The sequence below is a fragment of the Rhodobacter sp. NSM genome (assembly GCF_052244495.1).
In the GTDB taxonomy this organism is placed as follows: Bacteria; Pseudomonadota; Alphaproteobacteria; order Rhodobacterales; family Rhodobacteraceae; genus Cereibacter_A.
Map to the genome: position 1 here is coordinate 232,067 of NZ_JBQPXH010000001.1, position 20,254 is coordinate 252,320.

A 20,254-nucleotide genomic window follows, 5' to 3' on the forward strand; every position below is an offset into this window, starting at 1 on the left:
TTCCCATGCCCCTCTGCCGATGCTACAGGGCTGCCGTCAGGAGGACCAGCATGGACGGGCCACTCTGGGTATTCGGATACGGGTCCCTGATCTGGGATCCGGGGTTCGCGGTGACGAGGAGCGTGACGGCGCGCCTCGACGGCTGGAGGCGCAGCTTCTGCATGACCTCGATCCACTACAGGGGCACGCCGCAGGCCCCCGGACTCGTGCTCGCGCTGGATGCCGCGCCGGACATGGCCTGCGAGGGCGTGGCCTTCGAGGTCGCGGCGGGTGCGGAGACCGAAACGCTCGCAGCCCTGCGCGAGCGTGAGCTGATCTCGCGTGCCTATCTCGAACGCTGGCTGCCGGTGCGGCTCACGAGCGGGGAGACGGTAGAGGCGGTGGTCTACGTGATCGACCCCGATCACGAGCAGTATTGCGGCGGCCTCGATCTGGAGTCGCAGGCGCGGATCATCGCCTCGGCCGCGGGCGACCGGGGCCCGAACCGGGACTATCTCCTGAACACGGCCGCGCATCTCCGGGATCTCGGGATTGACGATCCGGACCTGTGCTGGCTGGCCACACGGGTGCGTGCATTGGGCAACGGTCGGCCGGGCTGACCGCATTCCCCGTTGGCAGCCGAAAGGCCCCGGCCTATTGTGCAACGGCAGAACAAAGGGGCTTCAACCCGGAATGTCGAGAACCGCCGTCGAGGCCGAACCGCATTTTACCCAGCCGGTCCGGCAGATCGTGATGATGCTTGTCGTCGTCGCGCTGGTCGGGGTCGGCGCCTTCGTGGCCTTCACCACGCTCGAGCAGGTCTTCCTCTCGAATCCCTACCTCAACGCGCTGATCGGCTTCGTCTTTCTGCTCGGGCTCGGCACCTGCTTCCTGCAGATGGCCCAGCTCGTGCAGTCGGTGAGCTGGATCGAGAATTTCGTCAGGGACCGGCCCGGCTTCGAATACGTTCGAGCGCCCCGGCTGCTCGCGCCGCTCGCGGCGCTGCTGCGGTCCCGCGGCAAGCGGATGCAGATCTCCTCGACCTCGTCGCGCTCGATCCTCGACTCCGTCGGCACCCGTCTCGACGAGGCTCGGGACATCACCCACTATCTCGGCAGCCTGCTGATCTTCCTCGGGCTTCTCGGCACCTTCTACGGGCTTGCGACGACGGTCCCGGCCCTGGTCCAGACCATCCGGGCCCTCTCGCCGCAGGAAGGGCAGAGCGGCGTCGAGCTTTTCGGCGAGTTGATGGTCGGGTTCGAAAGCCAGCTCGGCGGGATGGGGACGGCCTTCTCCTCCTCGCTCCTCGGCCTCGCGGGTTCGCTGGTGGTGGGTCTCCTCGAACTCTTCGCGAGCCATGGGCAGAACCGCTTCTACCGTCAGCTTGAGGAATGGCTCTCTTCCTTCACCCGCCTCACGCCCGCGGGCGTCGAGGGGGAAAGCGGGGATGCGTCGCTCGTCGCCGGGGTGCTCGAGCAGATGGTGCTTCAGATGGACCGCATGCAGGAGCTTCACGCACAGGCCGACGTCAGCCGCAATCTGGTCGATGTGCGCATGGCCGATCTCGCCGGCGCGGTGCAGAAGCTGGCCGAGCGGATCGACGCACAGGCCGTGGGGCAGTCCGACCTCCTGGAGCGCGTCGCCGCGGGGCAGGAGCGCCTGGTGGCGGCCCTGACCGGCGCCGAGGCTTCGGCCTTCGCCGATGCCGAGGCGCGGATGCGCCTGCGCTCGATCGACGTGCAGCTTCTCCGCATCCTGGAAGAGATCGCGGCCGGGCGGCAGGAGAGCACCTCGGACCTGCGCAGTGATCTCGCGGCCCTGACCGGAGCCGTGCGGCAGCTGTCGCGCACAGCCTCCGCCACCGCACGGGGCTAGGCGATGGCGCTGGTGCGACGGAACGGACGGCGCGAGACGCATATCTGGCCCGGCTTCGTCGACGCCATGACGGCGCTGCTCCTCGTGCTGATGTTCGTGCTCACCATCTTCATGGTGATCCAGTCGGTGCTGCGCGAGACGATCAGCACGCAGGACACCGAACTCGACAGCCTGACGGGCCAGCTTGCCGACCTCGCCGACGCGCTGGGTCTCGAGCGCCAGAAGAGCGCCGACCTCACGGCCGCCGTCGATGCGGCCCGGGCCGAGGGAGAGCGGCAGGCGGCGACCATCGCGACGCTGACCGCCACGCTCGCCACGCGCGAGGGCGAACTGACCGCGGCGCGGGGGCGCATCGCCTCGTTCGAGGAGCAGGTGGCGACCCTTCTCGCCGAGCGCGATCGCGCGCGGGGAGAGGCCACCCGGCTCACGGCTTCGGTTCAGGAGCTTGAAGCCGCGCAGGCGAAGCTGCTCTCGGAACAGGAGGCGGCGCAGCTTGCGCTGGCGCAGGCGCGGAGCGAGATCGACGCGCAGGCGGAAGCCGCCCGCCTTGCCGCGGCGCGCCGCGAGGCGCTGGACGCGCTGGTGGCGGATCTGCGCAGCAGGGTCGCCGAGGGCGAACGGAAGCTGTCGGAGGAGGAGGCGGCGCGTCTCGCCGATGCGGCCGCGGCCGAAGCCCTTCGCGAGAGGCTGAGGAATTCCGAGACCGAACTGACCGCCATGACGCTCGCGCTCGAGGAACAGCGCAGGCGGGCGGAGGAGACGCTGACGCTTCTGGCTGCGGCGCGGACCGATGCCGCAAAAGCGGTGAGCGAGGCCGAGCGGCGCGAGGCCGCGCTGGCTGCGGCGCGCGAGGCGCTGGCCGCGCAGGAGGGCGAGGGGGCGGAGGCGGCGCGCCGGGTCGCGCTGCTGAACGAACAGGTGGCGGCCTTGCGCGCACAGCTCGGATCCCTTCAAGGGCTTCTCGATGCCGCGGCGGACCGGGACGAGGCCAACAAGGTCCAGCTGCAGAGCCTCGGCACGCAGCTCAACTCGGCGCTGGCCCAGGTTGCGGCCGAGCAGAAGCGCCGCGCGGAGCTGGAGGAGGCGGAACGGCTGCGGCTCGAGAGCGAGAACAAGGACCTCGCGCGGTTCCGCTCCGAGTTCTTCGGGCAACTGCGTCAGGTGCTCGCCGGGCGCGAGGGCGTCCGGGTGGTGGGAGACCGCTTCGTCTTCTCCTCCGAGGTGCTGTTCGAACCGGGCTCGGCCGAGCTGGCGGCGGAGGGCAGGGCACAGATCTCCGGTGTCGTCCAGACGCTGAACGAGATCCGCGAGCAGATCCCCGAGGGGATCGACTGGATCATCCGGGTCGACGGACATACCGACGACGTGCCGCTCTCGGGTTTCGGGGCCTTCCGCGACAACTGGGAACTGAGCTCGGCGCGTGCCCTGTCGGTCGTCCGCTTCATGCAGCAGAGCCTCGGCTTCCCGCCATCGCGGCTGGCGGCGACGGGCTTTGGCGAGTATCGCCCGGTGGCCGGCGGAAGCAGCCCGGACGCGCGCGCCCAGAACCGCCGCATCGAGCTGAAGCTGACGGAGCGGTAGGTCCATCACCGGCGCGGCCTGGCCGCAGCCTTTCGCATGAGACGGCGGGGATGGCGATGGGATCGGATCCTCCGCCGCCCGCACTGTTCTCGGGCCGGACCATCGAACAACCGGACAAAAAAGAAAGGGCGGAGAACCTCCGCCCTTCCCGTCAGCCTTCGGTCCGGAGGGACCCGATCAGTCCGCCGTCAGAAGCGGCGGCTTCGAACCGGTCAGCCGCGGCTTCGGTTCTTCGATCCTCAGGTCGATCGCATCGTCCTTCACGCCGACCTTGACGAGTCCACCCTTGACCAGCCGGCCGAACAGAAGCTCTTCGGCAAGCGGCTTTTTGATGTTCTCCTGGATGACGCGGCCCAGAGGACGCGCGCCCATCTTGTCGTCGTAGCCCTTGTCGCCGAGCCAGGCGGCAGCCTCGGGCGAAAGCTCGATGTGCACGCCACGATCCATGAGCTGCGCCTCGAGCTGGAGCACGAACTTCTCGACCACCTGCAGGATGATCTCCTTGCCCAGCGGCGCGAAGGAGATGACCGCGTCCAGACGGTTCCGGAACTCGGGCGTGAAGGTCCGCTCGATCGCGGCCGTATCCTCGCCCTCGCGCCGGTCGCGGCCGAAGCCGATCGCCGATTTCGCCAGTTCGGCGGCACCCGCGTTCGAGGTCATGATCAGGATCACGTTGCGGAAGTCGACCGACCGGCCGTTATGGTCGGTGAGCTTCCCGTGATCCATCACCTGCAGCAGGATGTTGTAGACATCCGGATGCGCCTTCTCGATCTCGTCGAGCAGCAGCACGCAATGCGGATGCTGGTCGACGCCATCGGTCAGCATCCCGCCCTGATCGAAGCCGACATAGCCCGGAGGCGCGCCGATCAGGCGGCTGACGGCGTGCTTCTCCATGTATTCGGACATGTCGAAGCGGAGCAGCTCCACCCCGAGGGTCGAGGCGAGTTGCTTGGCCACCTCGGTCTTGCCGACACCCGTGGGACCGGCGAAGAGGTAGTTGCCGATCGGCTTTTCGGGCTCGCGCAGCCCGGCGCGTGCCAGCTTGATCGCCGAGGAGAGGGCCTCGATCGCCTTGTCCTGACCGAAGACGACCCGCTTGAGGGTCTTCTCGAGGTCGCGGAGCACCTCGGCATCGTCCTTGGACACGCTCTTCGGCGGAATGCGGGCGATCTTGGCCACCACGGCCTCGATCTCGCGCGGACCGATGGTCTTCCGCCGCTTGCTGTCCGTCAGCAGATGCTGGGCCGCGCCCGCCTCGTCGATGACGTCGATCGCCTTGTCGGGCAGCTTGCGGTCATGGATGTAGCGCGCCGACAGCTCCACCGCCGAGCGGATCGCGTCCTGCGTGTAGCGCAGGTCGTGATGCTCTTCGAAATAGGGCTTGAGACCCATGAGGATCTTCACGGTATCCTCGACGGAGGGCTCGTTCACGTCGATCTTCTGGAACCGGCGGCTCAGGGCCCGGTCCTTCTCGAAGTGCTGGCGATACTCCTTGTAGGTGGTCGAACCCATGCAGCGCAGCTTGCCGCCCTGAAGCGCGGGCTTCAGCAGGTTCGAGGCGTCCATCGCCCCGCCCGAGGTGGCGCCGGCGCCGATCACGGTGTGGATCTCGTCGATGAAGAGGATCGCGTCGGGATGATCCTCCATCTCCTTGACCACCGCCTTCAGCCGCTCCTCGAAGTCGCCACGGTAGCGGGTGCCGGCGAGCAGCGCCCCCATGTCGAGCGAGAAGATCGTGGCGCGTGCGAGGATGTCGGGCGTCTCGCCATTGACGATCTTGCGCGCGAGGCCCTCGGCAATGGCGGTCTTGCCCACGCCGGGGTCGCCCACCAGAAGCGGGTTGTTCTTCCGGCGGCGGCAGAGCACCTGGATGCAGCGCTCGACCTCGTGCTCGCGGCCGATCAGCGGGTCCACGTCTCCCTTGCGGGCCTTGACGTTCAGGTCGACGCAATACTTGGACAACGCAGACTCCTTCGCCTCACCAGCTTCAGCCTTCGGGGTCTCATGATGCTCTTCCGCGCCGGTGACCGGGCGCGGCTCGCCATAGGACGGGTCCTTCGCCACGCCATGCGCGATGAAGTTGACCGCGTCGTAGCGGGTCATGTCCTGCTCCTGCAGGAAATAGGCGGCGTTCGACTCCCGCTCGGCGAAGATCGCGACGAGCACGTTCGCGCCCGTGACCTCGGTCCGGCCGGAGGATTGCACATGGATGGCGGCGCGCTGGATCACGCGCTGGAAGGCGGCCGTCGGCACGGCCTCGGACCCCTCCACGCTGGTCACGAGGGTGGACAGGTCGTCGTCGATGAAGTCCACAAGGGTCTTGCGCAACTCGTCGAGGTCGACCGAGCAAGCCTTCATGACGCGCGAGGCGTCGGGCTCGTCGATCAGGGCGAGCAGCAGGTGCTCGAGGGTGGCGAGTTCATGACGGCGGGCATTCGCAAGCGCCAGAGCGCCGTGGATGGCTTGCTCGAGTGTGGTCGAAAAAGATGGCACGATCGGGTGCTCCTGTCCTGCGGGCCGAAGGGGCATGGGGCCCTTCAACCTTGGCCTCGTAAGTTTAAAGTTCGGTTTTCTTCGCCGCCCTTCAAGTGTTATTTCGGACAACTTCCGCTTTCTGACAGCCTCCTTGCAAAATGTGATCGCGGCTTCGCGGGCACATCAGAATTTATCCTTCCGCCTTCGGATTTCGGCGAAAACCTCAGCATCTTCTGCATCAGCCATGCCAACGGCGGCCTTCAGCGCAGGAATTCCCGCCCGAAGGAACGGGTTTGTCGCGACTTCTTGCGAAAGTTGTGCGGGAACTGTTGGGCGACCCTCCTTGCGGGCCGCGGCGATGGATCCGACCCGAAAGATAAGCATCGGGTTTTCCGGTTCAAGAGTAAGGGCGAAGCGGGCGTTCGCCTCCGCATATTCGTGGCCCGAGCAGATCAGCGTCTCCTGAGGCAGTGCTGAAATCTTGCGCAGGCTCTGCCACATCATTCCGGCCGTTCCCTCGAAAAGGCGGCCGCAGCCGAGCGCCATAAGACTGTCCCCGGTGAAGGCGAGCGCGGAGTCGGGGAAGTGCAGCGCGATGTGACCGACGGTGTGGCCGGGCACCTCGATGACCCGACCCTCGGACGAGCCGACGTGGACCGTGTCGCCTTCCGCAAGCTGCAGGTCGAGCGGGGGCAGGCGATGGGCGTCGGCCGCGGCGCCCGCGACCGTCGCACCCGTGACGGCACGGAGTTCCTCGACGCCGGCCACGTGATCCGAATGGTGATGGGTCAGGAAGATCCGCGATAGGCGCCAGCCCCGCTCTTCCAGTGCCCCGAGGATCGGCGCCGCGTCCGGCACATCGACGACCGCCGTCTCTCCCGTCGCCGCGTCGTGGACGAGGAAGGCGTAATTGTCGCTGAGGCAGGGCACCGTCACGAGTTCGAGCGGCATGGTTTCTTCTCCCTTTCCTTTGTAGTGTGGCTCACAACTCTGCCCGGACAAGGCTTCGCCGCAATGCATCTCGACGTGCTCGACCTGCACAACTTCTACTACAGGACACAGTTGGGCCGCGTCGCGCAACGCGCCGTGCGCGACCAGCTCCAGAAACTCTGGCCCGATGCCAAGGGCCAGACCGTGGCGGGCTTCGGCTTCTCTGTGCCGCTCCTGCGCCCCTATCTCGACCAGGCGCGGCGGGTGATCGCCCTCATGCCGGGCCCGCAGGGGGTGATGCCCTGGCCCGCCGGGATGGACAACGTATCGGTGCTCTGCGACGAGGGCGCCTGGCCGCTCTCCACCGGGATGGTGGACAAGCTGGTGATGCTGCACGGTCTGGAAACGTCCGAGCATCCGTCCGAGGTCCTTGCGGAAGCCTGGCGCGTCCTTGGTCCGGGCGGAAGGGCGCTGTTCGTGGTGCCGTCCCGCTCGGGTCTCTGGGCGCGGCGGGACGGGACGCCCTTCGGCTTCGGCCGGCCCTATTCCCTCAACCAGCTCGAGACGCAACTGAAGCGCCACGACTTCACCCCGGAGCGGTCGCTCGCGGCCCTCTTCGCACCGCCCCTGCACCAGCGCTTCTGGCTGAAGACAGCGGACTTCTGGGAGACGGGCGGCCGTCGCTTCGCCCCCTGGCTGGTGGGAGGCGTGCTGATGGTCGAGGCCTCGAAGCAGATCTATGCGCCCACCCGCACCGGGCTCAAGGCGGCGGTCACCAAGCCCCTGCGCGCGCTCGAAGGCATCCCTCAGCCGCTGCCTGCGCCCGCAGGCCGCACTTCGGACGGTCCGGGCACCTGCATGGGCGGATGTTAGCGGCACCACGATTCCCGGTTGGGCGGAACGGCCGCCGGTCATCTCGTCGCGTGGCGTAAGGCGGTCTTGAAAGCCCCTTTCGCAGGCATCCGGCGAAAGGCCGGGGATGGCCGGGAGTGCCAATGAAACAAAGAGTTCGCCCCTTCGGCGGAGGGCCGACCTTCGTGGTTGCGAGGCTGCAAGTCCTCTGCTACACCCGCCGCGAAACTTGAGACGCGCGGGAAAGTCCCTCGCGCCGCACAATGCCTCCGGCCTGCGGGAGCACGATCCCGCGCCGGGGCCATGATATCGAAAGGGTTGACGTGTCCGAACCGGCTTCGATTTCCTCTGGCATCGCCGCGCGCTACGCCGCCGCCATCTTCGAACTGGCAAAGGAAGAAGGCGCGCTCGCCGCGCTGGAGAGCGACATCGAGGGGGTCGCCGCCGCCTGGGGCGACAGCGCCGACCTGCGTGACCTCGCCACCTCGCCGGTCTACAGCCGCTCCGAGCAGGAGGCCGCCATCGTGGCCATTGCGAAGAAGATGGGCCTCTCGGCGCTGACGACGAATTCGCTGGCGCTGATGGCCTCGAACCGCCGGCTCTTCGTTCTGCCGCAGCTCGTCTCGCTGATCCGCGACCGCATCGCCGCCGAGAAGGGCGAGATCACCGCAGAGATCACCGCCGCGGCGCCGCTCTCCGCCGAGCAGGCGACCCGCCTCGCCACCGCCCTCAAGAAGCGCGCGGGCAAGGACGTGAAACTGAAAACCACCGTCGATGAAAGCCTCATCGGCGGCCTCGTCGTCAAGCTGGGCTCCTCCATGATCGACACCTCGGTCAAGGCAAGGCTCGCGGCTCTCCAGAATGCAATGAAAGAGGTCGGATAAATGGGTATCCAAGCTGCTGAGATCTCTGCGATCCTCAAGGAGCAGATCAAGAACTTCGGCCAGGCCGCCGAAGTCGCCGAAGTGGGGCGCGTTCTCTCGGTGGGCGACGGTATCGCCCGTGTGCACGGCCTCGACAACGTCCAGGCCGGTGAGATGGTCGAGTTCCCCGGCGGCATCCGCGGCATGGCGCTGAACCTCGAAGTCGACAACGTCGGCGTCGTGATCTTCGGTGACGACCGGTCGATCAAGGAAGGTGACACCGTCAAGCGCACCAAGTCGATCGTGGACGTGCCGGCCGGCGAGGCGCTGCTCGGCCGCGTGGTCGACGGTCTCGGCAACCCGATCGACGGCAAGGGCCCGATCGAGGCCACCGAACGCCGCGTGGCGGACGTGAAGGCCCCGGGCATCATCCCGCGCAAGGGCGTGCACGAGCCGATGGCGACCGGCCTCAAGTCGGTGGACGCCATGATCCCGATCGGCCGCGGCCAGCGCGAGCTGATCATCGGCGACCGTCAGACCGGCAAGACCGCGATCGCGCTCGACGCCATCCTGAACCAGAAATCCTACAACGACGCCGCCGGCGACGACGAGAGCAAGAAGCTCTACTGCGTCTACGTCGCCATCGGCCAGAAGCGCTCGACCGTGGCGCAGCTGGTGAAGAAGCTCGAGGAAACCGGCGCCATCGAATACACGATGGTCGTGGCAGCCACCGCCTCGGACCCGGCGCCGATGCAGTTCCTCGCGCCCTACGCCGCGACCGCGATGGCGGAATACTTCCGCGACAACGGCCGCCACGCGCTCATCATCTACGATGACCTCTCGAAGCAGGCCGTGGCCTATCGCCAGATGTCGCTGCTGCTCCGCCGTCCGCCGGGGCGTGAAGCCTACCCGGGCGACGTCTTCTACCTCCACTCGCGCCTGCTGGAGCGTTCGGCCAAGCTGAACAAGGAGCATGGCTCGGGCTCGCTGACCGCTCTGCCGATCATCGAGACCCAGGGCGGCGACGTGTCGGCCTTCATCCCGACCAACGTGATCTCGATCACCGACGGCCAGATCTTCCTCGAGACCGAGCTGTTCTACCAGGGCATCCGCCCGGCCGTGAACACCGGTCTCTCGGTGTCGCGCGTGGGCTCCTCGGCCCAGACCGACGCGATGAAATCGGTCGCCGGCCCGGTGAAACTGGAACTCGCGCAGTATCGCGAAATGGCGGCCTTCGCCCAGTTCGGCTCGGACCTCGACGCCGCGACCCAGCAGCTGCTGAACCGCGGTGCGCGCCTGACCGAGCTGATGAAGCAGCCGCAATACGCGCCGCTGACCAACGCCGAGATCGTCTGCGTGATCTTCGCCGGCACCAAGGGCTACCTCGACAAGGTCGCGGTGAAAGACGTGGGTCGCTGGGAGCAGGGCCTGCTGAAATACCTGCGCACCTCGGCCAAGGACCTGCTGGCCGACATCACCAACAACGACCGCAAGGTCAAGGGTGAGCTGGAAGACAAGATCCGCGCCGCTCTGGACGCCTACGCCAAAGACTTCGCCTGAGGGCGGGGCAGGGAGATAACGGATGCCCAGCCTCAAGGACCTGAAAAACAGGATCGGAAGCGTCAAGAACACGCGGAAGATCACCAAGGCCATGCAGATGGTCGCGGCGGCCAAGCTTCGCCGCGCCCAGGAGGCTGCCGAGGCCGCCCGTCCCTATGCCGAACGCATGAACGGCGTGATGACGGCGCTCGCGGGCTCCGTGGGGCAATCGCCGAGCGCGCCGCGTCTCCTCACGGGGACCGGCAGCGACAAGGTGCAGCTTCTGGTGGTGATGACCGCCGAGCGCGGCCTCTGCGGCGGCTTCAACTCGTCCATCGTCCGGCTGGCCCGGGCGACGGCGAACCGGCTGCTCGCGGAAGGCAAGACGGTGAAGATCCTCACCGTCGGCAAGAAGGGGCGTGAACAGCTCCGCCGCGACCTCGGTCAGCATTTCGTCGGTCATGTCGACCTCTCCGAGGTCAAGCGTCTGGGCTACCCGGTGGCCCAGGGGATCGCGCGCGACGTGCTCGACCGCTTCGACGCGGGCGAGTTCGACGTGGCGACGATCTTCTTCGCCCGCTTCCAGTCGGTCATCGCCCAGGTGCCGACGGCGCAGCAGGTGATCCCGGCGGTCTTCGAAGGCGAAGGCGGGATCTCGTCGTACTACGAATACGAACCGTCCGAGGAAGGCATTCTGGCCGACCTCCTTCCGCGGGGCGTGGCGACGCAGATCTTCACCGCGCTGCTCGAGAACGGTGCCTCGGAACAGGGCGCCCGGATGACCGCGATGGACAACGCGACGCGCAACGCGGGCGACATGATCAACCGGTTGACCATCCAGTACAACCGGTCGCGTCAGGCCGCCATCACCAAAGAGCTCATTGAAATCATCTCGGGCGCCGAGGCGCTCTGATCCGACGGAGAAACGACATGGCAACAGCATCCCAAGGCAAGGTGACGCAGGTCATCGGCGCCGTCGTGGACGTGCAGTTCGACGGTGGCCTGCCGCCCATCCTGAACGCGCTCGAAACCGAGAACAACGGCAAGCGTCTGGTCCTGGAAGTGGCCCAGCACCTCGGCGAGAACACCGTCCGCACCATCGCCATGGACGCGACCGAAGGTCTGGTCCGCGGCGCTGCGGTGAGCGACACCGGCGGCCCGATCTCGGTGCCCGTGGGTGACGCCACCCTCGGCCGCATCCTGAACGTGATCGGCGAACCGGTGGACGAGAAGGGCCCCGTCGATGCCTCCTCGACCCGCGCGATCCACCAGCCGGCCCCGAAATTCGCCGAGCAGTCGACGACTTCGGAAATCCTCGTCACCGGCATCAAGGTCATCGACCTGCTGGCACCCTATTCCAAGGGCGGCAAGATCGGCCTCTTCGGCGGCGCCGGCGTGGGCAAGACCGTTCTGATCATGGAACTGATCAACAACATCGCGAAGGTGCACTCGGGCTACTCCGTGTTCGCCGGCGTGGGTGAACGGACCCGGGAAGGCAACGACCTTTACCACGAGATGATCGAATCCGGCGTTATCAAGATCGATAACCTGCAGGAGTCGAAAGTGGCGCTGGTCTACGGCCAGATGAACGAGCCTCCGGGGGCGCGTGCCCGCGTGGCGCTGACCGGCCTGACGCTGGCCGAGCAGTTCCGCGACCAGTCCGGGACCGACGTGCTGTTCTTCGTCGACAACATCTTCCGCTTCACCCAGGCGGGTTCGGAAGTGTCGGCGCTTCTCGGCCGTATCCCGTCGGCCGTGGGCTACCAGCCGACGCTCGCCACCGACATGGGCGCCCTGCAGGAGCGCATCACCTCGACGAAGGCGGGCTCGATCACCTCGGTGCAGGCCATCTACGTTCCCGCCGACGACCTTACCGACCCGGCCCCGGCGACCTCCTTCGCCCACCTCGACGCCACGACCGTGCTCTCGCGCGCGATCTCGGAACTCGGCATCTACCCGGCCGTGGACCCGCTCGACTCGACCTCGCGGATCCTCGACCCGGTCGTCGTGGGGCAGGAGCACTACGACACCGCCCGCGCCGTGCAGGGCATCCTCCAGCGCTACAAGTCGCTGCAGGACATCATCGCCATCCTCGGCATGGACGAACTGTCGGAAGAGGACAAGCTGACCGTGGCTCGCGCCCGGAAGATCCAGCGCTTCCTCAGCCAGCCGTTCGACGTGGCGAAGGTGTTCACCGGCTCGGACGGCGTGCAGGTTCCGCTCGAAAAGACCATCGCCTCGTTCAAGGCCGTGGTGAACGGCGAATATGACCACCTGCCGGAAGCCGCCTTCTACATGGTCGGCGACATCGAGGAAGTGATCGCCAAGGCTCAGCGTCTCGCTGCGCAAGCGGCGTAAGGGGGCATCATGGCGGGAAACCTGCAATTCGACCTCGTGTCGCCGGAGCGGAGGCTCGCCTCCTTCTCGGCGTCCGAGGTGCAGATCCCGGGCACCGAGGGTGACTTGACGGCGATGGAAGGCCATGCGCCGACCATCACCACCCTTCGTCCGGGCATCCTGCGGGCCCATGCCTCGACCGGCATGCAGGCCTATGTCGTGACCGGCGGCTTCGCCGAGATTAACGGCGGGTCCTGCTCGGTCCTCGCCGAGAAGGCGGTTCCGATCGAGGAAGCAACCGGCACCGTGTTCGATGGCTTCATCGACGAAGCCCGCGAACTGCTGGCCGTGGCACTGCCGGAAGACAAGGACATGGCCGAGAAGATGCTGGCCGACACGCAGGCCCTCAAGGCCGCGGCCGGTTACTGATCCGCCGCCGCGGGCGGACGCCAGAACGACCTAAGGCCCCGCATTGCCGGGGCCTTTTCCTTTGCGCTAATATCCCTCCGGTTGCAAGGAGACGCTGATGAAGCGCATGTCCGTCCGTTCGCTCGGGATCGAACAGGGGTCGCAGGTTCTGTTTTCCGACTTCTCCGACGGCGGCCCGATGTGGACGGGGCAGGGCCCGCGCGAGGCGCGCAAGCCCGTGGTCTTTGCCGAGGCGTTCACTGCGCCCCCCAGCGTGATGGTCTCGATCTCGATGTGGGACCTCGACCGCCGCTCCAACACGCGCGCGGACATTTCGGCCGAGAATGTCGCCGCGACCGGCTTCGACCTGGTGTTCCGCACCTGGGGTGATAGCCGGGTCGCGCGCATCCGCGCCGACTGGACCGCCCTTGGTCCGGTGCGCGACGATGATCTCTGGGACGTCGTCTGACCACGACGGAGGCGCAGTCTCCTGCGCCCGGGCCGGATCAGCCGCGCTGATACATGCCTTCGTAGATCGGCACCAGCGTATCCGTCTCGAACAGCGACGAGACCGAGGTGCCGCTCCAGATGTTCAGGATCGCCTGGGCGAACATCGGCGCCGTCGGCACGATGCGGATGTTCGGCGCAGCCTTCACCGTGGCCGACGGTTCGATGGAGTCGGTGATCACGAGGCTCTTCATCACCGATTTCGACACGCGTTCCACGGCGGGGCCGGACAGGACGCCGTGTGTGATGTAGGAATGAACCTCCACTGCGCCATTGTCGACCAGCACTTCAGCCGCCTTGCAGAGCGTGCCGGCGGTGTCGCAGATGTCATCGACGATGATGCACTTCTTGCCCGAAACGTTGCCGATCACGGTCATCTCGGCGATCTCGCCCGGCTTTTCCCGGCGCTTGTCGACGATGGCGAGGGGCGCGCCGATCCGCTTGGCGATCTCGCGGGCGCGGGCCACGCCGCCCACGTCGGGCGAGACGACCATGAGGTCCTGAAGCTGGCCTTTGAAATGGTGCTCGATGTCCAGCGCGAAGACGGGGGCGGAATAGAGGTTGTCCACCGGAATGTCGAAGAAGCCCTGGATCTGCGCGGCGTGCAGGTCGAGGGTCAGCACCCGGTCGATGCCCGCCTCGACGATCAGGTTCGCCACGAGCTTGGCCGAGATCGGCGTCCGGGCCTTGGCGCGGCGGTCCTGCCGGGCATAGCCGAAATAGGGAATGACTGCCGTGATCCGATCAGCCGAGGAGCGGCGCAGCGCATCGGCGATGATCAGCAGTTCCATCAGGTTGTCGTTGGCCGGATTGGAGGTCGGCTGGATCACATACATGTCCTCGCCGCGCACGTTCTCGTAGACCTCGACGAAGATCTCCTGATCGTTGAACCGCTCAACCCGCGCATCGACGAGCGAGACCGCCATGCCCCGGTGCACCGACATCCGCCGCGCGATGGATTTCGCCAGCGTGAGGTTGGCATTGCCGGAGATCAGCTTCGGCTCGTTCATGGATGGCATGGGATCGTTCCTCGAGGAGGGCCGCGCATGGCGGATTCGTGATTGTGCCCCCCCTCTAGCACCGGGCCGAGCCCTTGGAAACTGCACCATCGAGACCTGTCCGAAATGCCGCCCCCACGTGGCTCCAAGTGGTTTCCGGTGCAGGGCGGTCCGAGGCGGGCCTGCCTCGGCCGGATCACGCGTCGGAGCGAACTGCTCAATCCGAGAATGAGGGCTGCGCCGCGACGCTCGCGTAGGTGGCCGTTCCGGCTCACGCGGGGTCGTCACGCGAGGGTGGCGAGGAAGGCCTCCACATCGCGGCCCGTGGTGCTCCACGAGCAGACGAGGCGCAGGGTGACCCGGCCGTTCCCTCGTTCCATCTCGTAAAAGACGGCCCCGGCTGTTCGGGCACGGTGCGCGAGGGGGTCCGGCAGGTCGACGAAGATCATGTTTCCTTCGACGGGGTGCACGAGCCGCACGTCCGGCAGGGTCTCCAGCCCCGCCGCCAGCCGGGCCGCCATGCCATTCGCCTGCCCGGCCAGGCGAAGCCAGAGCCCGTCGGCAAGATAGGCCCGCATCTGTGCGGCGAGATACCGATGCTTCGACAGGAGGTGCCCGCCGCGCTTGCGCCGGATGCGCAACTCCTCGGCAAGGGACGGGTCGAAGATCACGACCGCCTCGACGCCCATCAGCCCGTTCTTGGTGCCGCCGAGCGAAAGGACGTCGATCCCGGCCCGCCAGCTCATCTCGGCCGCGGTGCATCCGCTTGCGGCGAGAGCATTGGCGAAGCGTGCGCCGTCGAGGTGGCAACGGAGGCCGCGGCGGCGCGCGGTTTCGGTCAGCGCCGCGATCTCTTCGGGCCGGTAGAGCGTGCCCGCTTCGGTCAGGTTGGTGAGTGACAGCGCTGCGGGCCGCGAGGCATGCGGGTCGCTCTCGGGCACGCGTGCGAGTGCCCGGGCGAGCGCCTCGGGCGAGGTCTTGCCTCCGCTCCCCGGCAGCGTCACCAGCTTGGCACCGCCCGAGAAGAACTCGGTCGCGTTGCACTCGTCGGCCTCGACGTGAGCGTCCTCGCGGCAGAAGATCGTGCCCCAGGGTGGGCTGAGCGTGGCCAGGGCGAGCGCGTTCGCGGCCGTCCCGCTGGTCACGAGGGCCACCTCGGCCCGAGGCGCCTCGAACACCTCGCGGATGCGGTCCGTCACCTCCGCCGTCACCGCATCGCCGCCGTAGGGCAGGGCGTGGCTCGCTTCCGCCGCAAGCTCGGCCATCACCTCGGGCGCGACGCCCGACGCATTGTCCGAGGCAAAGAACATCAGGGAGTTTCCTCGATGATGTGATCTTCCCAGTCATCTTCGGCCACCTCGAACTCCGGCACCGTCCAGCCCTGCACGGAGGCGCCCGCGTCGTGGACCGAGTTGCGGTCGCCGCTCAAAAGATGGTGCCAGCCCGGAAGCGGCTTGCCCTCGTAGAGCAGGCGGTAGGCGCAGGTGCGTGGCATCCAGTAGGCGATCCTCGGCAGCGTCGCAGGCGAGAGCTGCACGCAATCGGGCACGAACTGGCGGCGGATCTCGTAGTTCGAGCACCGGCAGGTGTCGCCGTCGAGCAGCCGGCAGGCGATGCGGGTGAAGGCGACCTCGCCGGTGTCCTCGAACTCGATCTTGTTCAGGCAGCACTTGCCGCAACCGTCGCAGAGCGCCTCCCACTCGGCGGGCGTGAGCCGATCGAGGGGCACACGCTCCCAGAATCGCGGGCGGAGGGTGGGGGGCTGGGTCATCGCCGCTAGATGCGCTCTCGAGGCTCGAAAGGGAAGGGGTCAGGCGCCGAGGATCGCACGCGCGCGGGCGCAATCCTCGTCCATCTGCGCGACGAGGCCGGGCAGGCTGTCGAAGACCATCTCGGGGCGAAGATAGTCGATGAAGGCGACGGAAAGATGCTGGCCGTAGAGGTCTCCGGCGAAGTCGAAGAGGTGGCTTTCCAGATTGGGGCGGTTTGTGCCGAACATCGGCCTCACGCCGAGACTGGCCGCGCCCGAATAGGTGCCCTTCAGCGGCCCCGTCAGCACGTCCACCTTCACCGCATAGACGCCGAGCCGCGGCAGGTGGAGCCCGCTCACCGACATGTTCGCGGTCGGATAGCCGAGGTCCCGCCCGCGCTTGTCGCCGTGCAGCACCTCTCCGTCGATCCGGTGCCAGTGTCCGAGCATCGCGGCCGCGTCGCGGGGGCGCCCCTCGGTCAGCGCGGTGCGGATCGCGGTCGAAGAGATTTCGGTTCCCTCGACCTTCAGCAGGTCGGCTACGGTCACGTCGAAGCCGAACCGGCTGCCAAGCGCGACCAGATCGCGCGTCGTGCCCCTGCGCCCCTTGCCAAAGCAGAAGTCCTCTCCCACCACGACATGCGAGACGCCGAGACCGGCACCGAGGACATCGCGCGCGAATTCCTCGGGGGTGAGCGAGGCGAGGTCGCGGGTGAAGGGCAGCTCATAGAGCCTTTCGACGCCAAGCTTTGCCAGACGGTTGGCACGCGCCTCTGCGTTCATCAGCCGGAAGGGCGGTGCAGTGGGGGCGAAGACCTCGCGCGGGTGGGGCTCGAAGGTCACGACGCCCAGCGGGCCACGCCCGCGGGCAAGGTCGATCACATGCTGATGGCCGAGATGAACGCCGTCGAAATTTCCCATGGCGATCGAGGCGCCATGATCGGATGCCTCGAGCCCCTGCCAGTGGTTGTAGATGCGCATCGGTCCCCGCGGGCGGGGACCCCGCCGTCAGTCGAATTTGCGGCTCGGCGCCAGCACGAGCGCCTCGCCCTTCAGGACCGTGGTATTGCCCACCAGACAGCGGGTTTCAAGGGTGACCCGGCGCTTGGCATGCTCGATGGCCGTGACGGTCACCTCGGCGAGCACCGTGTCGCCGGGCCGCACGGGCGCAAGGAACTTGAGCGACTGACCGAGGTAGACGGTGCCGTGCCCCGGAAGCTGCTCACCGATCACGGCAGAGATCAGTCCTGCCGTCAGCATGCCATGCGCGATCCGCCCCTCGAAGATCGTGTCGCGGGCATAATCGTCGTCGAGGTGAACCGGGTTCCTGTCGGTCGAGACCTCGGCGAAGAGCTCGATGTCGCGATCCGTCACTTCCTTGCGGAGATGCCGGCTCATGCCGATCTCCAGGTCTTCGATGCAGATCGTCCCGCGGGGCATGTTGTCGAGCATCCTGCGAATCCCTTTGCTGGTGCAGCGCACCCTAGTCAGCGCTGCATTGCAGCACAAGATAGGCCGGCAATATATGTTCCGATATGCGACTAAAGGCGCAAGAATATTGCCATCACGTTATCGTGACGTGCGTTCCTGGATCGTCCGCATCTTCTCCTGCACCAGTAAACTGCGCGGCGAAGGTCCCGGTTCCGGTCGGGGGCCGCCGCACGTGCGAGCGATCGCCCGGCCAGGCGCCCGTGCAGCCGCAGAAACCGCAGTCGCCCGGCGCTGCGGCAGGAAGCGTCGGGTGGCCGGGATCAGCGCAGGCGGGCTATCGCGAAGGAGGGCGAAAGCTCGACCTTCGCCAGCCAGTCCTCGAGCCGTCCGGCCTCGAGAGTCTCGCCGTTCTCGCCGAACACGTCCGAGGCGAGGCCGCCGGTGATGAATATCGAATCGAGATCCTCGGCCACCGCGCCGCGGATGTCCGTCGCAATTCCGTCGCCGATGCAGAGGATCCGGTCCGGGAGGATGCCGGGGCGGATTGCCTCGAGCCGGCGCCGGGCAAGGTCGTAGATCGGCGGATGAGGCTTGCCGAAATAGAGGCTCTCGCCCCCCATGGCATCATAGGCCTCCGCGATGGCGCCCGCGCAGTAGATCCGCTTGTGGCCGTAATCCACCATGATGTCGGGGTTGGCGCAGAGTAGCTTCAGACCGCGGGCCTTCGCATGGAGCAGCGTCGCGCGGTAATCCTCGGGCGTCTCGGTCATGTCGTCGAAGAGGCCGGTGCAGACGATCCCCTCGGCCTCTTCCAGCGGCACCTTCTCCACCGGGGCTTCGGTCGAGGCCACGGACTGGAGGTCGGGTGAGAACTCGGTGAAGAACGTGTCGTCCTTGGCCGGCCCGAGGTGATAGACGCGGCGGCCGACCGTCCCGGTGATGAGCGCGTATTGTGCGGCGTCACCCGACGAGGTGACCTCGTCGTAACAGTCGTCCGGAACGCCGAGGCCCTGCAACTGGCGCACGATGGAGGGCTTCGGGCGGGGTGCATTGGTGAGCAGCACCACCGCGCCCCCCCTGGCGCGGAAGGCATTGAGCGCCTCCACGGCCTCGGGGAAGGGGCGCTTGCCGTCGTGGAGGCAGCCCCAGAGATCGCAGTAAAGCGCGTCGTAACGTTCCGAAACCTCTGCCAGCGAGGCGATGATGCGGGTCATCCGAAGGGCCTTTCGCGGATCGGCCGGGGCAGGGGCGACGGTCTTCCGGCGCGGCCCCGGCGGGTGCGGCAGTCCGGGTGTCGGTGGAGAATGGTCAGGCAGGGGCCTCCGCCGGAGATGCCCGGCGGAGGGCGCCGTGAGTGTGATCAGAGCTTGAGGACGGGGATGATCTGCTTCTTGCGGCTCATGATGCCGGGCAGGACCACCGTGTCGCCCGTGACGGTCGCGCCGAAGCTCCTCTCGGCCAGCTGCTTCACGAGGTCGTTCGGAACGAGCAGCGTCGCTTCCTCGCGCAGGATGTCGACGATGAAGAGCACCACCTGGTCGGCGCCGTCCTCCTTCGCCACGCCCTCCATCGAGGCCATCAGGCTGTCCTTGCGGTCGAGCAGCACCTGGGGCGCCGTGGTCTCGAGCACCGAGATACGGAACTGCCTGCCCTCGATCTCGTATTCCTTCGAATCCATGCGCAGAAGCTCGGCGTCGGAGAAGGCCGAGACGTCCGACTTGGCGGCGAAGAGCTCTCCGGCGAAGGCGGGAATGTCGATCCCGAGGTCGGCGGCCAGCTTCTCGGCCACCGCGCGGTCATGCGGCGTCGTGGTCGGCGACCGGAACTCGAGCGTGTCGGACAGGATGCAGGAGAGCATGGCGCCCTTGATCTCGCGCGGAGCCTTGGTGAGATCCTCGCCCATCAGGTCGTGCATGATCGTGGCGGTGCAGGCCAGCGGACGCACGGTGATCTCGATCGGGGACTTGGTCTTGATGCCGCCGACGAGCAGGTGGTGATCAATGATGCCCACGACCTTCGCCTCGTTGATCGAGGGCGGAAGCTCGGACGGGTTGTTGGTGTCCACGATCACGCAGGTGTCTTCGGCCGTGACGTCCGAGATGATCTCGGGCTTCTCGAAGCCCCAGTGCTTCAGCACGAAGGCCGCCTCGGTGTTCGGCTCGCCGAGGAGGACGGGCTTCGCGGGCGTCCCTTTGACCTCGCTCAGGTACCAGGCCCAGATGATGGGCGAACCGGTCGAGTCGGTGTCGGGGGACTTGTGGCCGAAAACCTTGATCATGATGCTTCCCGATGCGGATGAGTTTGCCGGCCTTATAAGAGCCGCGAGACCTCTTGTCACGCCCGCGCCGCCCCGCTTTGCCGCACTGCGGCATCATTTGTGGCGCCTGCCCGCCGGCACCTCGGCGTTCCGCGCCCCGCGCTCCTGCCCCTCCGGAAGCCTGTCCGGTGCCGTCCGGTCATGGACCCGTGCCCCGGTTTGCGCCGTGAGCCATCCGACCGCCGCCGGTGCGGTATCCGTCGCCCTTCCGCAACCTTGCGCCTGCGGCATGACGGGTGCGACGACGCGGAAATTGTGCATCCGCGGCGGCGGGCGCATCTTGCGCGTCAGGCACGAGCCGGCACGACCTGCCGCCGCCGCATCGCCGACTGCAAGGAGCCCGACATGCGCGATCCGCGTTCGCATCTGCCCTATGAACTCGTCCTGGCCGAACTGAGCCGGTCGCTGAAGC

At 67.1% G+C, this 20,254-nt stretch carries 19 protein-coding genes; 10 read left to right on the forward strand and 9 right to left on the reverse strand.

What is annotated here, in order from left to right; all coding sequences use genetic code 11:
- The first annotated feature begins 50 nt into the window (after positions 1–50).
- The 3 genes from ACTVZP_RS01075 (at position 51) to ACTVZP_RS01085 (ending at position 3,435) form a co-directional block, all read left to right on the forward strand.
- Complete coding sequence (locus ACTVZP_RS01075; protein WP_443210222.1) at positions 51–599, forward strand: gamma-glutamylcyclotransferase; 549 nt, start codon at positions 51–53, stop codon at positions 597–599.
- A 73-nt stretch (positions 600–672) separates the two neighbouring features.
- Entirely contained in the window at positions 673–1,854 is a 1,182-nt protein-coding gene (locus ACTVZP_RS01080) for a biopolymer transporter ExbB (protein ID WP_443210223.1), read from the forward strand.
- A gap of 3 nt (positions 1,855–1,857) precedes the next feature.
- Entirely contained in the window at positions 1,858–3,435 is a 1,578-nt protein-coding gene (locus ACTVZP_RS01085) for a peptidoglycan -binding protein (protein ID WP_443210224.1), read from the forward strand.
- A gap of 177 nt (positions 3,436–3,612) precedes the next feature.
- On the opposite strand, the gene clpA is transcribed toward ACTVZP_RS01085, so the two are convergent.
- Together clpA and gloB are read right to left on the reverse strand one after the other, a co-directional pair.
- The gene (gene clpA / locus ACTVZP_RS01090) at positions 3,613–5,928 is read right to left on the reverse strand and encodes an ATP-dependent Clp protease ATP-binding subunit ClpA (RefSeq protein WP_443210225.1); all 2,316 of its coding nucleotides are present in this window, start codon (positions 5,926–5,928) and stop codon (positions 3,613–3,615) included.
- 165 nt (positions 5,929–6,093) lie between these two features.
- Positions 6,094–6,861, reverse strand: a complete 768-nt coding sequence (gene gloB, locus ACTVZP_RS01095; protein WP_443210226.1) for a hydroxyacylglutathione hydrolase — start codon at positions 6,859–6,861, stop codon at positions 6,094–6,096.
- A 63-nt stretch (positions 6,862–6,924) separates the two neighbouring features.
- Here gloB and ACTVZP_RS01100 point away from each other — a divergent pair, with 63 nt between their 5' ends.
- From ACTVZP_RS01100 to ACTVZP_RS01130, 7 genes are all read left to right on the forward strand, one after another.
- On the forward strand, positions 6,925–7,713 hold the full coding sequence (locus tag ACTVZP_RS01100; protein ID WP_443210227.1) for a class I SAM-dependent methyltransferase: 789 nt from the start codon (positions 6,925–6,927) through the stop codon (positions 7,711–7,713).
- Positions 7,714–8,015: 302 nt separating this feature from the next.
- Positions 8,016–8,576, forward strand: a complete 561-nt coding sequence (locus tag ACTVZP_RS01105) for a F0F1 ATP synthase subunit delta (protein ID WP_443210228.1) — start codon at positions 8,016–8,018, stop codon at positions 8,574–8,576.
- Positions 8,577–10,115, forward strand: coding sequence for a F0F1 ATP synthase subunit alpha (gene atpA / locus ACTVZP_RS01110; protein ID WP_443210229.1), 1,539 nt, complete (start codon positions 8,577–8,579; stop codon positions 10,113–10,115). It begins immediately after the preceding gene.
- A gap of 22 nt (positions 10,116–10,137) precedes the next feature.
- Positions 10,138–11,007, forward strand: coding sequence for a F0F1 ATP synthase subunit gamma (locus ACTVZP_RS01115; protein ID WP_443210230.1), 870 nt, complete (start codon positions 10,138–10,140; stop codon positions 11,005–11,007).
- A gap of 17 nt (positions 11,008–11,024) precedes the next feature.
- A complete protein-coding gene (atpD, locus tag ACTVZP_RS01120) occupies positions 11,025–12,452 on the forward strand; it encodes a F0F1 ATP synthase subunit beta (RefSeq protein ID WP_443210231.1) in 1,428 nt (475 codons plus the stop codon).
- A 9-nt stretch (positions 12,453–12,461) separates the two neighbouring features.
- The gene (locus ACTVZP_RS01125) at positions 12,462–12,860 is read left to right on the forward strand and encodes a F0F1 ATP synthase subunit epsilon (protein ID WP_443210232.1); all 399 of its coding nucleotides are present in this window, start codon (positions 12,462–12,464) and stop codon (positions 12,858–12,860) included.
- A gap of 97 nt (positions 12,861–12,957) precedes the next feature.
- Complete coding sequence (locus ACTVZP_RS01130; protein ID WP_443210233.1) at positions 12,958–13,308, forward strand: H-type lectin domain-containing protein; 351 nt, start codon at positions 12,958–12,960, stop codon at positions 13,306–13,308.
- A 37-nt stretch (positions 13,309–13,345) separates the two neighbouring features.
- On the opposite strand, the gene ACTVZP_RS01135 is transcribed toward ACTVZP_RS01130, so the two are convergent.
- The 7 genes from ACTVZP_RS01135 to ACTVZP_RS01165 form a co-directional block, all read right to left on the reverse strand.
- Complete coding sequence (locus ACTVZP_RS01135; protein ID WP_443210234.1) at positions 13,346–14,365, reverse strand: ribose-phosphate pyrophosphokinase; 1,020 nt, start codon at positions 14,363–14,365, stop codon at positions 13,346–13,348.
- 263 nt (positions 14,366–14,628) lie between these two features.
- Positions 14,629–15,654 carry a threonine aldolase family protein gene (locus ACTVZP_RS01140; protein ID WP_443210235.1) on the reverse strand — a complete coding sequence of 342 codons (1,026 nt, stop codon included), beginning with the start codon at positions 15,652–15,654 and terminating at the stop codon, positions 14,629–14,631.
- Complete coding sequence (locus ACTVZP_RS01145; protein WP_443210236.1) at positions 15,654–16,115, reverse strand: YcgN family cysteine cluster protein; 462 nt, start codon at positions 16,113–16,115, stop codon at positions 15,654–15,656. The genes ACTVZP_RS01140 and ACTVZP_RS01145 overlap by 1 nt, the downstream gene beginning before the upstream one ends.
- 39 nt (positions 16,116–16,154) lie before the next feature.
- Positions 16,155–17,075, reverse strand: coding sequence for a bifunctional riboflavin kinase/FAD synthetase (locus ACTVZP_RS01150; RefSeq protein WP_443210238.1), 921 nt, complete (start codon positions 17,073–17,075; stop codon positions 16,155–16,157).
- A 27-nt stretch (positions 17,076–17,102) separates the two neighbouring features.
- Entirely contained in the window at positions 17,103–17,546 is a 444-nt protein-coding gene (locus ACTVZP_RS01155; RefSeq protein ID WP_443210239.1) for a MaoC family dehydratase, read from the reverse strand.
- A 299-nt stretch (positions 17,547–17,845) separates the two neighbouring features.
- Entirely contained in the window at positions 17,846–18,739 is an 894-nt protein-coding gene (locus ACTVZP_RS01160; RefSeq protein WP_443210240.1) for a TIGR01459 family HAD-type hydrolase, read from the reverse strand.
- Between the two features lie 146 nt (positions 18,740–18,885).
- Positions 18,886–19,803 carry a manganese-dependent inorganic pyrophosphatase gene (locus ACTVZP_RS01165; RefSeq protein ID WP_443210241.1) on the reverse strand — a complete coding sequence of 306 codons (918 nt, stop codon included), beginning with the start codon at positions 19,801–19,803 and terminating at the stop codon, positions 18,886–18,888.
- Positions 19,804–20,254: the final 451 nt, after the last annotated feature.

Coding starts and splice junctions, on each gene's coding strand:
- ACTVZP_RS01075 (WP_443210222.1), top strand. CDS start 51: ATGGACGGGCCACTCTGGGTATTCGGATACGGGTCCCTGATCTGGGAT.
- ACTVZP_RS01080 (WP_443210223.1), top strand. CDS start 673: ATGTCGAGAACCGCCGTCGAGGCCGAACCGCATTTTACCCAGCCGGTC.
- ACTVZP_RS01085 (WP_443210224.1), top strand. CDS start 1,858: ATGGCGCTGGTGCGACGGAACGGACGGCGCGAGACGCATATCTGGCCC.
- gloB (WP_443210226.1), bottom strand. CDS start 6,861: ATGCCGCTCGAACTCGTGACGGTGCCCTGCCTCAGCGACAATTACGCC.
- ACTVZP_RS01100 (WP_443210227.1), top strand. CDS start 6,925: ATGCATCTCGACGTGCTCGACCTGCACAACTTCTACTACAGGACACAG.
- atpA (WP_443210229.1), top strand. CDS start 8,577: ATGGGTATCCAAGCTGCTGAGATCTCTGCGATCCTCAAGGAGCAGATC.
- ACTVZP_RS01115 (WP_443210230.1), top strand. CDS start 10,138: ATGCCCAGCCTCAAGGACCTGAAAAACAGGATCGGAAGCGTCAAGAAC.
- atpD (WP_443210231.1), top strand. CDS start 11,025: ATGGCAACAGCATCCCAAGGCAAGGTGACGCAGGTCATCGGCGCCGTC.
- ACTVZP_RS01125 (WP_443210232.1), top strand. CDS start 12,462: ATGGCGGGAAACCTGCAATTCGACCTCGTGTCGCCGGAGCGGAGGCTC.
- ACTVZP_RS01130 (WP_443210233.1), top strand. CDS start 12,958: ATGAAGCGCATGTCCGTCCGTTCGCTCGGGATCGAACAGGGGTCGCAG.
- ACTVZP_RS01135 (WP_443210234.1), bottom strand. CDS start 14,365: ATGCCATCCATGAACGAGCCGAAGCTGATCTCCGGCAATGCCAACCTC.
- ACTVZP_RS01140 (WP_443210235.1), bottom strand. CDS start 15,654: ATGTTCTTTGCCTCGGACAATGCGTCGGGCGTCGCGCCCGAGGTGATG.
- ACTVZP_RS01145 (WP_443210236.1), bottom strand. CDS start 16,115: ATGACCCAGCCCCCCACCCTCCGCCCGCGATTCTGGGAGCGTGTGCCC.
- ACTVZP_RS01150 (WP_443210238.1), bottom strand. CDS start 17,075: ATGCGCATCTACAACCACTGGCAGGGGCTCGAGGCATCCGATCATGGC.
- ACTVZP_RS01155 (WP_443210239.1), bottom strand. CDS start 17,546: ATGCTCGACAACATGCCCCGCGGGACGATCTGCATCGAAGACCTGGAG.
- ACTVZP_RS01160 (WP_443210240.1), bottom strand. CDS start 18,739: ATGACCCGCATCATCGCCTCGCTGGCAGAGGTTTCGGAACGTTACGAC.
- ACTVZP_RS01165 (WP_443210241.1), bottom strand. CDS start 19,803: ATGATCAAGGTTTTCGGCCACAAGTCCCCCGACACCGACTCGACCGGT.